Source organism: Tetragenococcus halophilus subsp. halophilus DSM 20339 (genome assembly GCF_003841405.1).
GTDB classification, from domain to species: Bacteria; Bacillota; Bacilli; order Lactobacillales; family Enterococcaceae; genus Tetragenococcus; species Tetragenococcus halophilus.
Map to the genome: position 1 here is coordinate 443,430 of NZ_PXYA01000003.1, position 12,937 is coordinate 456,366.

At 38.0% G+C, this 12,937-nt stretch carries 10 protein-coding genes and 1 rRNA gene; 2 read left to right on the forward strand and 9 right to left on the reverse strand.

Annotated elements, in window-relative coordinates; all coding sequences use genetic code 11:
- Nucleotides 1–117: 117 nt before the first annotated feature.
- The 7 genes from C7K42_RS11850 to C7K42_RS11875 all read right to left on the reverse strand — a co-directional run bounded on the left by C7K42_RS11850 (nucleotide 118) and on the right by C7K42_RS11875 (nucleotide 9,507).
- A 16S ribosomal RNA gene (locus tag C7K42_RS11850) occupies nucleotides 118–1,675 on the reverse strand.
- Nucleotides 1,668–1,817 (reverse strand): hypothetical protein, encoded by a 150-nt coding sequence (locus tag C7K42_RS12910; RefSeq protein WP_155982965.1) that lies wholly within the window; start codon nucleotides 1,815–1,817, stop codon nucleotides 1,668–1,670. Before C7K42_RS12910 ends, C7K42_RS11850 begins: the two co-directional genes overlap by 8 nt.
- 339 nt (nucleotides 1,818–2,156) lie before the next feature.
- Nucleotides 2,157–4,184, reverse strand: a complete 2,028-nt coding sequence (gene mutL / locus C7K42_RS11855) for a DNA mismatch repair endonuclease MutL (protein ID WP_069029254.1) — start codon at nucleotides 4,182–4,184, stop codon at nucleotides 2,157–2,159.
- Between the two features lie 3 nt (nucleotides 4,185–4,187).
- Nucleotides 4,188–5,546: an IS4 family transposase gene (locus C7K42_RS11860; protein WP_124175371.1), complete on the reverse strand. Its 1,359-nt coding sequence runs from the start codon at nucleotides 5,544–5,546 to the stop codon at nucleotides 4,188–4,190.
- A gap of 180 nt (nucleotides 5,547–5,726) precedes the next feature.
- Nucleotides 5,727–8,315 (reverse strand): DNA mismatch repair protein MutS, encoded by a 2,589-nt coding sequence (gene mutS, locus C7K42_RS11865; protein WP_094243202.1) that lies wholly within the window; start codon nucleotides 8,313–8,315, stop codon nucleotides 5,727–5,729.
- Nucleotides 8,299–8,685 carry a YlbF/YmcA family competence regulator gene (locus tag C7K42_RS11870; RefSeq protein WP_061840999.1) on the reverse strand — a complete coding sequence of 129 codons (387 nt, stop codon included), beginning with the start codon at nucleotides 8,683–8,685 and terminating at the stop codon, nucleotides 8,299–8,301. The genes mutS and C7K42_RS11870 overlap by 17 nt, the downstream gene beginning before the upstream one ends.
- A gap of 24 nt (nucleotides 8,686–8,709) precedes the next feature.
- A complete protein-coding gene (locus C7K42_RS11875) occupies nucleotides 8,710–9,507 on the reverse strand; it encodes a TIGR00282 family metallophosphoesterase (protein WP_061840998.1) in 798 nt (265 codons plus the stop codon).
- 274 nt (nucleotides 9,508–9,781) lie between these two features.
- Here C7K42_RS11875 and C7K42_RS11880 point away from each other — a divergent pair, with 274 nt between their 5' ends.
- Nucleotides 9,782–9,985, forward strand: coding sequence for a helix-turn-helix transcriptional regulator (locus tag C7K42_RS11880; RefSeq protein ID WP_014125564.1), 204 nt, complete (start codon nucleotides 9,782–9,784; stop codon nucleotides 9,983–9,985).
- 1 nt (nucleotide 9,986) lies between these two features.
- Nucleotides 9,987–10,679: a DUF3169 family protein gene (locus C7K42_RS11885; RefSeq protein WP_061840997.1), complete on the forward strand. Its 693-nt coding sequence runs from the start codon at nucleotides 9,987–9,989 to the stop codon at nucleotides 10,677–10,679.
- Between the two features lie 99 nt (nucleotides 10,680–10,778).
- Here C7K42_RS11885 and C7K42_RS11890 read toward each other — a convergent pair whose 3' ends face one another.
- Together C7K42_RS11890 and C7K42_RS11895 are read right to left on the reverse strand one after the other, a co-directional pair.
- The gene (locus C7K42_RS11890) at nucleotides 10,779–11,579 is read right to left on the reverse strand and encodes a Cof-type HAD-IIB family hydrolase (RefSeq protein WP_069029256.1); all 801 of its coding nucleotides are present in this window, start codon (nucleotides 11,577–11,579) and stop codon (nucleotides 10,779–10,781) included.
- A gap of 113 nt (nucleotides 11,580–11,692) precedes the next feature.
- On the reverse strand, nucleotides 11,693–12,490 hold the full coding sequence (locus C7K42_RS11895) for a formate/nitrite transporter family protein (RefSeq protein ID WP_061840996.1): 798 nt from the start codon (nucleotides 12,488–12,490) through the stop codon (nucleotides 11,693–11,695).
- Between the last annotated feature and the right edge of the window lie 447 nt (nucleotides 12,491–12,937).

Genomic DNA, 12,937 nt, shown 5'->3' on the forward strand with positions numbered 1-12,937 from the left:
GGTTGGTGTTGATTGTTGTTTTTCTATCCAGTTTTCAAAGAACCAAATTTTGAGAGTAAACCTCTCAAAACTGAACAAAGCGCAAACGATGTGTCGACCTTCCGTATTTTTCCTTAGAAAGGAGGTGATCCAGCCGCACCTTCCGATACGGCTACCTTGTTACGACTTCACCCCAATCATTCGTCCCACCTTAGGCGGCTGGCTCCCCTAAGGGTTGCCGCACCGACTTTGGGTGTTACAAACTCTCGTGGTGTGACGGGCGGTGTGTACAAGGCCCGGGAACGGATTCACCGCGGCATGCTGATCCGCGATTACTAGCGATTCCGGCTTCATGCAGGCGAGTTGCAGCCTGCAATCCGAACTGAGAGAAGCTTTCAGAGATTCGCTAGGCCTTGCGGCTTGGCTTGCTCGTTGTACTTCCCATTGTAGCACGTGTGTAGCCCAGGTCATAAGGGGCATGATGATTTGACGTCATCCCCGCCTTCCTCCGGTTTGTCACCGGCAGTCTTGCTAGAGTGCCCAACTCAATGCTGGCAACTAACAATAAGGGTTGCGCTCGTTACGGGACTTAACCCAACATCTCACGACACGAGCTGACGACAACCATGCACCACCTGTCACTTTGCCCCGAAGGGGAAACCCTATCTCTAGGGCGGTCAAAGGATGTCAAGACCTGGTAAGGTTCTTCGCGTTGCTTCGAATTAAACCACATGCTCCACCGCTTGTGCGGGCCCCCGTCAATTCCTTTGAGTTTCAACCTTGCGGTCGTACTCCCCAGGCGGAGTGCTTAATGCGTTAACTGCAGCACTGAAGGGCGGAAACCCTCCAACACTTAGCACTCATCGTTTACGGCGTGGACTACCAGGGTATCTAATCCTGTTTGCTACCCACGCTTTCGAGCCTCAGCGTCAGTTACAGACCAGAGAGCCGCCTTCGCCACTGGTGTTCCTCCATATATCTACGCATTTCACCGCTACACATGGAATTCCACTCTCCTCTTCTGCACTCAAGTGATCCAGTTTCCAATGACCCTCCCCAGTTGAGCTGGGGGCTTTCACATCAGACTTAAATCACCGCCTGCGCTCGCTTTACGCCCAATAAATCCGGACAACGCTTGCCACCTACGTATTACCGCGGCTGCTGGCACGTAGTTAGCCGTGGCTTTCTGGTCAGCTACCGTCATGGAAAAAGCATTTCCTCTTTCTCCTGTTCTTTGCTGACAACAGAGCTTTACGATCCGAAAACCTTCTTCACTCACGCGGCGTTGCTCGGTCAGACTTGCGTCCATTGCCGAAGATTCCCTACTGCTGCCTCCCGTAGGAGTCTGGGCCGTGTCTCAGTCCCAGTGTGGCCGATCACCCTCTCAGGTCGGCTATGCATCGTTGCTTTGGTGAGCCGTTACCTCACCAACTGGCTAATGCACCGCGGGACCAGCCATCAGTGACGCTGTAAAGCGCCTTTGAGCTTTCTTTCAGGTGAAAAAAAGCCATATGCGGTATTAGCACCTGTTTCCAAGTGTTATCCCCCGCTGATGGATAGGTTCCCCACGTGTTACTCACCCGTCCGCCACTCCGCTTAAGAAAAAACCGAAGCTTCTTCTTAAGCAGCGTTCGACTTGCATGTATTAGGCACGCCGCCAGCGTTCGTCCTGAGCCAGGATCAAACTCTCATCTTGAATTTGATCGATCAACACCGTTGATCGTACTTAGCTCTTCAACTTTTTGCTCGCGTGTTGTTCGCGTTATTGCTTGGTTGCTTCTTCTTTTAAAGAAGCGCCCGACACATTGGTTCGTTTGCTTGCTTTGTTCAGTTTTCAAAGGTCTACTGCTTGTTGCTTCATTAGCTCATTTATTATATCATCTAAGCAACACATCGTCAAACATTTTCTTTATTCTTTCAATAACAAAATTTCAACTATGTTTTATTTGCAACTCCGTTATTATAACAAGCGATATTTTACATGTCAACAACATTTTAGTCATTTATAAAAAATATCCTGAGCGAAAGTTCAGCTAAAACAAATGTGTTGTTTTCGACAACGTTGAATACTTTACTACGTTTTTTTACGAAAGTCAATTATAAATTTCTATTTTTTATTATTAAAAAGATAAAAAATAGCTTACCTAATAAAATAAGCTATTTTTTACAGTTATAGATTAATGTGGATCTTGAATACGTTTGAACATTCTTTCCATATCGTAATTATCAAAATGAATCAATACAGGTCTTCCATGGGGACAATTGAACGGATTTTCGCATGCCGCTAAATCAGTTAATAAAGCCCGTGCTTGCGAATCGTTCAAATAATGATTTGCTTTAATCGATCGTTTACAACTCATCATAATCGCAGATTTTTCTCGAAATTTCTTTACACTGACTTCTCCTGTCGTCAAAAGCATATCGATCATTTCACGGATTGTTTCTTCCTCTTGCCCTTGTGGATACCAAGTAGGATGAGAACGAACAATAAAACTATTCGCACCAAATTCCTCCAAATAAATCCCTACGCCTTCTAACAAATCAGCTTGTTCTTTTAAACGAAGAGCATCATCATTAGGGTAATCAAGAACAATGGGGACCAACAATTCTTGGAGGTCTGTGGAAACTTCTCCAATCTGACGGCGAAAGTATTCATACTTGATACGTTCTTGCGCCGCATGTTGATCAATAATATATAAGCCTTCTGTATTTTGTGCAAATAAATAAGTCCCATGCATCTGTCCAAAATAGTCCAATTGCGGAAAACGTTCTTCAGTTGGTTTCTCTGTCATTATTTTTTCCATCAATCGACGATTCTCTTTCTGATGTACATCAAATTCTGGATGATCCGCTATCGATTCCTGAGCGTTTTTTTTCAGATACGCTTGTTCTTTTTCCACAGTTTCTAGAGAGCTATTTTCACTATCAAGTTCATTTTCTTGACTGGAAAATGTTGATATGTCAGCTTCCTCCGATGTATTTCCATAAAAGCCCTCAACTTTTCCACTTTCATCCCCAACTTTATCCACAAAGTTTTCCACAGGCTTATTAACCGTTTCATTTACGTAGAAATCGCCTGTCTGCTTATCATAAGCTAATCCTTTTTTTTCATTCTTTGTAGATTCTTCAAAATCCATGGATAATTGTTGTGCTTTTTCTTGTTCGCTAACCTTTTTATTAAAATCTAAATTTTCCGCTGCATTAGGGATAAGATTTTCTTCTCTTAAACGTTCGTTAATTGTTTTAGACAACAAAGTTGTTAATTCCTGTTCTTTTGACAAGCGTACTTCTTGCTTAGTTGGATGAACGTTAACATCGACAAGTAGTGGATCCATCTCAATTTCAATGACCGCAATCGGAAATCTACCCACCATTAACTTAGAACCATAGCCGTTAACAATCGCTTTATTTAAAGCAAAATTTTTAATATAACGTCCGTTGACAATTGTGGACAAATAATTACGGGTTGCTCGCGTTACTTCAGGCAAAGTGACGTAACCATGAATTTTAAAGTCTAAATCTTCCGCTTGAATTTCTCTCATTTTCTTAGCAGTCTGAACACCATAAATCCCTGCCATAGTCTGTTTTAAGTCGCCGTTTCCAGAAGTCGAAAGCATTTGATTTCCCTCATGTACTAAATGAAAGGCGACATTGGGATGACTTAAAGCTAAACGATTAACGATATCTCCTATATGAGCTAACTCTGTCTGCAGTGTTTTAACGTATTTCAACCGAGCAGGCGTATTATAAAAAAGATTCTCTACAATAATCTTAGTACCTTGTCTTAATACGGAAGGTTGATTTTCTTCAATTTTTCCACCTTTTAAATAAAGATAGGTCCCTTGACTGGCATTTTCAGTCGCTGTTTCAAAAGTAATTTCTGATACAGAAGCAATACTAGGTAAAGCTTCTCCACGAAAACCCAACGTACGAATACGAAACAAGTCGTCACGGCTATGTATTTTACTTGTTGCATGACGTTTAAAAGCACTCTCGGCATCTTCCGGGCTGATACCTGTTCCATTATCTATGACTTGGATTTTTTTTAACCCTGCCTCTTCTAATAAAATATTGATTTGTGTGCTATTTGCGTCGATAGCATTTTCAATTAACTCTTTGACGACTGAGGCTGGACGCTCAACAACTTCTCCGGCAGCAATTTGATTGGTGAGTCTTTCGGATAATTCCAGGATTTTATCACTCATTACTCAAGTTTCGCACACCAAATTCGGTAGATAAGCCTTGATATAATTGGGCAGCGTATCGATCCAGAGCTGCAGTTGACTTTCAATGAAGTCTTGTAGTTTATGACTCGCTTTTTCACTGACTGCTTGCAAAATGTCCATTAGTTCTAATAAAGCCACCGACCAGTCAAGTTCTTTTATTTGGTCAGCAAGTTCATAAAATAAGCCGCCTAAGGTCCGCTCGTCATTGGCACAGCGTTGTTGCCAACTTAATAAGATGTAGCGCGTGAACACAATGGTGGTATGACAAATCAAGGCTTGATAATTGCGCGTTTGGGTTTCTTGTGACAAATGAAGGAGAGATTTGGAAACTTTAAAGAACGTTTCTATGTCCCAGCGAACCGAGTACGTCTTCACGATTTCTTGGGATGACAAAGTCAGGTCATCTGTCATAAGGGCTAACCAAGCACTTTGGTTATTCCGATTTTTGACAAAAACGATTTTGACGGGGGTCTTCCCGCTGCTTGGCTGAACAATAATAGAGGAAATGATGGCTTCTTGACAGTATTCCTTTATTGACTTTTGGTAGAGTTCGCTTAATTTATATAAACGTCTTTGATAAAAATATTGGGTCTTGCCATTTTTTGCCATACCTAGGGTATGGATGCCTAAATCATGCAAACGATCGATCATTTTAGGAGAGGTAAACCATTTATCCATTAACACATGACTGGCGTAAACGCCTTGATCAAGGGCTCTTTGCACCATCTCAATGGCCACATCAGGCATAGATCGTTGGGCTTCTTTGAAGCGTTTTGCCCCACTCGTTCTTTGATCACTTTCCGCTTGTTTTTGATTGACTTGGTTTTTGCCTGAAAGCAATCCAAAATCAATAGGAATAAAAGAGTACCCATCAGAAAAGCCTAAAGTTAGCATGCGATAGCCTTTATAACCTTTTTGTAAAGCATGATCCCAAAGGCGCGCCAAACCAGGCACTTTCTGACTTCGATTTCGATAGAACGTTGAGTCATCCAAAACAAGCGTACGTAGATGGGTACTTGGATCTGTTAATCGATGGATCTTTTCGATCACAGAAGCACTAAAACGAAGCAGAAAGCTACGCCAATTATTGTGCGGATCGTTCATCAAACGGTAAACGGTATCTTTCTTCATATATTGATCTGCTTCACGTCCGCTGAGGACTTGGTTCAAGGTCTTGCCCTTAAACACTAAACTGAAAAGAAAAGTAAAAATAATGGCGGGAGAATAGCCTTTTTGCTTACAAATAGAGGTTTGTCGTAAACATTTCAGGACGTTCAGTTCAGAAAAAATTGCGTTCATTTCATTTGGTAATTGATTTTTGATGTTTTTTAAGTGTATCATAAGAGCAAGAACTCCTTGTTTTTAGATTTGTCGTTAAATCCATTATAAAACAAAAGGAGTTCTTTTTGTATCCTTTGAACAAAAGTCAAGCGAACCATTATTTTACTATCAGCGTTGTTCTATCAAAGGGACATCATCATTTTGGGTATGCGAAACTTGAGTCATTACTTTCCCTTCTTTCTATTCTTGGGCCGATTGCTTTAGTTCATATAATTTATTTAATGCATCTAGCGGTGTCATATCCATAACATCTAAGGATTGTAATTCTTTGATAACATTAGACTCTGTTTTGCTATCTTCATTAAATAAAGATAACTGCTGACTTTGCTCAATATTTTCTTCTACAACTTCAGCTTCTTTAGGAATATTCTGATTTTGCAAGGTTTTCCCTTTTTCTAAAGCTTGTAAAATAATATCTGCTCTATCTAACAGTTCTTCAGGTAATCCAGCAATTTTTGCCACATGGATTCCGTAACTTTTATCTGCCGGTCCATCCATCATTTTATGCAAAAATACTAAATCTCCGTCTTTTTCAACTGCACCCACATGTATATTTTTCAACTGAGTTAATTCATCTTGCAAGACAGTTAGTTCATGGTAATGGGTAGAAAATAAAGTTTTAGCCCCCACATGTTGGTGAATGTATTCAATAATTGCTTGAGCTAACGCCATACCGTCATAAGTAGCTGTCCCCCGTCCTAATTCATCAAATAGGACTAGACTATTAGCTGTCGCATGCGATAAAGCTTGGTTAGCTTCCATCATTTCAACCATAAAGGTACTTTGACCTGCAATTAAATCATCGCTTGCCCCAATTCGTGTAAAAATACGATCAAAAATCGGCATAACAGCAGACTGTGCCGGTACAAAGCAACCCATCTGAGCTAAAATCACTGTCAAAGCTAATTGTCTCATGTAAGTACTTTTCCCTGACATATTAGGTCCGGTAATCAACAATATCAATGTTTCTTGATCCATTTGAATAGAGTTGGGAATATATTCTTGGGCACCCAATACTTTTTCTACTACTGGATGACGTCCTTCTACAATATCTAATGTTTTATCATCGCTTAATTCTGGTCGAACATATTGATAACGCTCGCTGATTACAGCAAAACTTTGCAATACATCTGTCGTGCTGATCATTTTTGCTAAATACTGCAGGCGGTCAATTGCTTGTTTAACCTTTTTCCTTACATCCAAAAACAATTCGTATTCTAAATCAACAGATTTTTCTTCAGCTTCTAAAATCTGTTTTTCTAATTCCTTTAGTTCCGGGGTAATAAAACGTTCCGCATTGGCTAATGTTTGCTTACGTTCATACCTTCCTTCTTCAAGATTAGCTAGATTGGCTCTAGTAATTTCAATATAATAACCAAAAACTCGATTATAGCCAACTTTTAAGTTCTTTATTCCTGTTTTGTTACGTTCTTTTGCTTCAAGTTCGGCGATCCATTGTTTACCATTACGCATAGCTTCTCGATACTTATCTAATTGTTCATTAAAGCCGTCTTTGATTACATTGCCTTCAGTAACTGCAATCGGAGCTTCTTCATTGATCGCCTGTTCTATCAGCTGTACTAAATCCTCCATAGGTTCCATGCCTTTTAGCGTTTCTACCCATTCTCCTTGGTCGATTCCTTCTAAAATGCTACGAATCGCCGGCACTTGTTCTAATGAAGTTTTTAATTGCAATAAATCTCGACCATTCACATTGCCAAAAGCCACTCGTCCAGCCAAACGTTCAAGATCATAAACTTTCGTCAGTGCTTGTTTTAAATCTTCTCGCTCAAAAAAAGCTTGTAATAAACTTGCTACTTGATCCTGTCGTTTTAAAATCGCACTTTTTTGAATCAACGGACGATCTAACCATTGTTTTAGCAAACGGCCACCCATTGCAGTTTTAGTTTCATCTAAAAGCCACAAAAGCGTGCCATGTTTTTTTCCTGTACGGATAGACTGACTGAGCTCTAAATTCGCTTTAGAATAATGATCCATCTTTAAATAATGATCTACTTCATAACTTTGTGCCTTTTGTATATGATCTAAGCTGCGTTTTTGTGTTAACAAAAGATAACGTAATAACTTACTTGTCACTTTTTTTTCTAACTCAACAGAAAGCCCATCTGTTAAAAACTCAAGTTCGGCATTTGTCTGATCGTCTTCTTGGGTAGAAAACACCACGCCCAAACGGTTTTTTAAAGTTTCTTTCAAAGAATCCGGGATTTTATCATCAGTTAAGACAATCTCTTTTGTCTGCAAGGCTGAAGCTTCATTCAAAACACTATCTTCATCTTCTAGTGTAGTACTGCATAATTCCCCAGTCGTTAAATCAACATAACTTAAGCCATATTGATGATTGTCAAAAGCAAGGGCCGTTAAAAAGTTATTTTCTTTTGCACTCACGCCCTTTCCTTCCATCAAAGTTCCAGGGGTTACTAATTGAATAACTTCTCTTTTCACCATACCTTTGGTCGTTTTAGGATCTTCAACTTGCTCACAAATCGCCACTTTATATCCCTGTTCTACGAGAATATCAATATAATTTGTCGCTGCATGATAAGGCACGCCGCACATTGGAATAGGATCTTCAGCATTTTTATTTCGACTGGTCAAGGTCAGTTCCAGTAACTGTGCTACTTTTAAAGCATCATCAAAGAATAGTTCATAGAAATCGCCCAAACGATAAAATAAAAAGGCATCACGGTATTGCTCCTTGATGCTTAAATATTGTTCCATCATTGGTGTGTTTTTAGTCTTTTGAGGCATTTAAGTCTTCCTCCTCGATTGCATCATTTACTCGTTTTTCAAAGTTGTCGGTAATATAATGCAAAATTTCATTTGCATCTAAAAGCTTCTGCCGATAACTGATAACTAGCGGCTGATCTTCGTATTCTTTTTTCAACCGGTCAATTTCTGCATTCGCTTGTTTTTTTGCTTCCGGTTTATCATAATGAGCAAATTGCACTGCCGCTTTTTGTACTTGTTTTATTTGCTCCTCCAAAGTTTGTAGTTTTTCATTTTGCAAAGCCCGTTGTTGAACCTTTTGAAATTCTTGGATGCTGTCATGTTCAGCTAGTAAATCAACTAATTGTTCAAGGGCTACTTGGATTTCTGGTTCTTTATTTAAAGGGTTCAAAACTTACACCTCTATTATTCCTGTTTACGCTAAAAATGGCCGGTCTTCATTTATTACGATAGGCTCAATACTTTTAGCAGTACAACTTCTTGGGTCAATTTCAACAAGACACGCGGATAAAATATTTCGTCCTTGTTCTACCACTTCAAATCGCTTAGGCAAAGCTGTAATAAACTTTTCGATAATAGGGTCTTTTTTCATCCCTAAAATTGCATCATAAGGTCCGGTCATCCCCACATCGGTCAAATAAGCGGTCCCTCTTGGCAAAACACGTGCATCGTTGGTTTGGACATGTGTATGTGTACCAACTACAGCAGAAACACGACCATCTAGAAACCAAGCCATTGCTTGTTTTTCACTCGTTGTTTCCGCGTGAAAGTCAACAAATATATATTTTGTTCGTTTAGCAGCTATCTTCACAAGTTCATCTGCTTTTTTAAATGGGTCGTCAATATCTGTCATAAATGAACGACCTTGTAGATTGATTACTGCTAATTCGATATCATTAACTTTAACAAAAACAATTCCCTTACCTGGCGCTTGTTCCGGAAAATTTGCAGGTCTAATCATACGTTTTGCTTCAGAAATAAATTCAAAAATATCTCGATTATCCCAAGCATGATTCCCCAAGGTGATAACATCAATACCTTCTTGTAGAAATTTTTTATAAATCTTTTCAGTAATTCCTTTACCGCCAGCTGCATTTTCTCCATTAGCGATCGTTACCTGCGGAGCGTATTCTTTTTTTAACTTCGGCAAATATTCGGTGATTGTTTTTCTTCCTAAAGAACCCACCACATCACCTATAAACAAAATTCGCACAGAATTTCCTCTTCTCTTTTTTCTTCTTTTTCCTATTATAATCGTTTTATGTTTTAAAAAAAAGGTTTTGTCTTATTTGTAAAATAAATTTTGAAAAAGCTTGGTTAAACACACCATTGTCAGCATTTTACAAAAAAATCTCAGATTTCATCTGATAAACAAATAAAATCATAGCATTTTCTATGTATTATTTTGACTAAAAAAAATTTCTTTTTGACAAATTTATTTGTCATTATGACTTATATGTGTTACATTGAAGTTGGAGGTGCTCAGTATGAAGACTAGACTCAGAGAGCTGCGTGCACGCCAAAGACTCAATCAAACAGAGCTCGCTAAAAGAGCTAAGGTTAGCAGACAAACCATCAGCTTAATTGAACGGGAAGAGTATATTCCCTCGCTATTAATCGCTAAACGCATGGCGAAAATTTTTAATGAACCCATTGAAAATATCTTTATCTTTGAAGAGGAGGAATTATAAGATGAGAAAAACTTTAAAAATGTTTCTATATTTAATTATTGGAGCAGCCGTTGGTTTACTCATTTCAAGCACGGCGCGAAGCATCGGAGGAGATGTTTCTACTGACCGTTTCTACTTAGGCGTCAGTATTACAACAACAATAGTTGCTGCTTTTTTGATTGTTTTAGGAATCTTTCAGTATCGTCGCTTATTAACAGTGGCCAAAGATTATGTAAAATATATGGATGAAGATTCCTATGATAAATACCGCTACAACAAGCACAACGAAATTCAAATATACGGTGTGATAGGGTTTGTATTGTCGCTAGTCAGCCTTGCGATACCCCTAATCACCTATTTTAATTTATCAGTACTCTTATTTTCTTTTATTGTCTATATTGTATCAATCATATTTCTTACGCGAACAACAAAACTGATAAATAAACTTTATCCAGAACGAAATCTGCCTCAACCATCAGATAAAAATTATACCGACAAATTATTACTGGCGTCTGATGAAGGAGAACGTCATATTATGACAACAGCGCTTTATAAAACATTTTCTCTCACTCAAGTCGGGATATTTGTTGGTATCCTACTATTAATAGCCTATTCGATGCTGACTGGTGAATCACAAATTTTCAGTATTGTTATTCTAGGCATCATCATGATCATCTCAAACACGAGATACTATAGTGAAATTAAAGAAAAGTAGTTACAAGACCCTTTTTCTAAATACCTTCTTGCATTCGTTAAGTATAAAAAAGCCTTGTAAAATGGGAATTTACTCCCGTTTTACAAGGCTAAAATTAATTTATGCTCTTTTTCTAACTGTATTATTTAAAAAGCCCAGTTTGTCTAAAGCTTGCCAAATACCATCATGGTCATTGTCATCTGTGATACGATCAGCGTATAAAGCCACTTCATCAGAAGCATTTCCCATCGCAACACCACAACCCGAAGCTTGCAACATCTCGCGATCATTCATACCATCGCCAAAAGAAACAATGTCTTTTTGTTCAATACCTAATCGTTGGGCGATTTCAAGAATCGTTGCCGCTTTAGAACCGCCTTTTGGTATTACATCTACGCCATTTTCATGCCAACGTACAAAAGACAAATTAGGATATTTTTCATCAAAATAATGTTCCAATGATGTATCGTAAAACGCTAGTCCTTGATAAATATCTTCTTTTTGTGGAAAATTAGGATCTAAATCAGGTGCGCTAGATCCTACTGAATGCATCGCATCTTCTATGTTCGCCAAATTAAAAGTAGTATTCCGCTTATAAGCGTCAATTCCTACAAAAACCGTATCAACCCCTAAGTCATTGGCTTCGTTTACAAAGCGTTGCATTTCCATCTTGGGTAGTAAACGTTTATAAACTTGATGGTGTTTTAAAAAAGCGGCTGAACCGTTACAAAGAATATAATTATCAAATTCTAATTGATAAATTAACTCTTGTGCTAGAAAACGTGTACGACCCGTCGCTAATGTCACAAAGTGTCCTGCTTTTCTAAGTTTCTGCAAAGCTTCAATAGTACTAGCCAAAGGAAGTTTATCAGAATTCAATAAGGTACCATCAATATCAAAAGCAAATAATTTCCGTCTCATCTTGTAGGTCAAGCTCTCTTTCGCTAAAATTTATATTCATTTAATACTTAATCACAAATTCCAATGAATTTCAATGACCCTGATATTTACGTTCTTAATTTTTATTGCCCAATTTAATCCACATAATCAGATTTTGTATTGTTTAACCATGCGTAAACTAAGCCGATAACTATACCTCCGCCAATATAATTACCCAGCAAAGCAAAGACGATATTATGAACAAGGTTTGTTACAGTCATTGCGCCCATAGCGCCGTTTGAAGCAAAATATCCCAATGAAAATGCTGGAAAGTTAGCAATAACGTGCTCATATCCTAAAAAGGCAAAGATAAAAATAATAAAAATAATAGCTAAAACTTTGCCAGCATCATCTTTCATTCTTAAACTAACTAAAACTGCTGTATTTACCACAATATTAGCAAAAATTCCTTCTACTAAGATTTGTACCGTCGATTTTTCTAACTTAGCTATAAGTGAAGTAAACATATAATTATCCGCAGATAAGTCTTGAAAAGTTCCTGTCAATGAAATTAAATAGCCAAATAAAATACCGCCAATCAAATTAAATAAGATACAAGTAAATAAAATTTTAGTGGCTATCTTTAAATTGATTTTTTTACGATATACCCCCACTGTCATATAAAGCATATTAGAAGTCCCTAATTCTGCATTCATATATAAAATCATCACTAAAGACCAACTAAACATAAACGCATAGATAAACTTACCCGAACCTGCTGCAACTTCTTCAGCCTGCATTGCTGTGCCAAATGCAACAGCTGTTCCCAGGGTTAGAAATAGACATGCTAATATAGCGCGAAGAGCATAACGGATATAACTACTTTCAATTAAATCCACTTTTTTTATGATTGATGAATCTATTTTTTCAAATAATGCCGATACCGGATTCATTACTTTCCCACCTTTAATATTTAATTAATGTTAACCATCCTTTTTATTCTAATGAGCCAAAATGGGTTTGTAAAGCGATTTCGTGAAAAATAACGTCCTACTTATAGAAGTTTCTACCCAGTTTTACTCTAATATCGTTATATTTCTATTTTTATCGCTTACAAATTTCCAGCTAAGAAATAAAAAAACACCTATGATTGAGCGGAAAATTGACTGCCCTTTCCTAGCAAATCATAAGCTCCTGAACTAATCTAGTATTGAAATAAGATAAAAGTCTTGTAAAAAATAGCATTTAACCTGAATGATTTATAAAAATTTGTGGATAACGCATTCGACTGTTCAACGAGGTGACTTTTATGTTATTTTCCCTTTTTATCGCCGCTTTTGAATAAAGAATAGAAAGGGATGATCGAACGACGCTAAAAAAAGATAAAATTCTTCCTAGAG

What these genes read in the sequence shown, in the direction of transcription:
- mutL (WP_069029254.1), bottom strand. Translation starts at nt 4,184, where the DNA reads ATGAGTGATAAAATCCTGGAATTATCCGAAAGACTCACCAATCAAATT.
- C7K42_RS11860 (WP_124175371.1), bottom strand. Translation starts at nt 5,546, where the DNA reads ATGATACACTTAAAAAACATCAAAAATCAATTACCAAATGAAATGAAC.
- mutS (WP_094243202.1), bottom strand. Translation starts at nt 8,315, where the DNA reads ATGCCTCAAAAGACTAAAAACACACCAATGATGGAACAATATTTAAGC.
- C7K42_RS11880 (WP_014125564.1), top strand. Translation starts at nt 9,782, where the DNA reads ATGAAGACTAGACTCAGAGAGCTGCGTGCACGCCAAAGACTCAATCAA.
- C7K42_RS11885 (WP_061840997.1), top strand. Translation starts at nt 9,987, where the DNA reads ATGAGAAAAACTTTAAAAATGTTTCTATATTTAATTATTGGAGCAGCC.
- C7K42_RS11890 (WP_069029256.1), bottom strand. Translation starts at nt 11,579, where the DNA reads ATGAGACGGAAATTATTTGCTTTTGATATTGATGGTACCTTATTGAAT.
- C7K42_RS11895 (WP_061840996.1), bottom strand. Translation starts at nt 12,490, where the DNA reads ATGAATCCGGTATCGGCATTATTTGAAAAAATAGATTCATCAATCATA.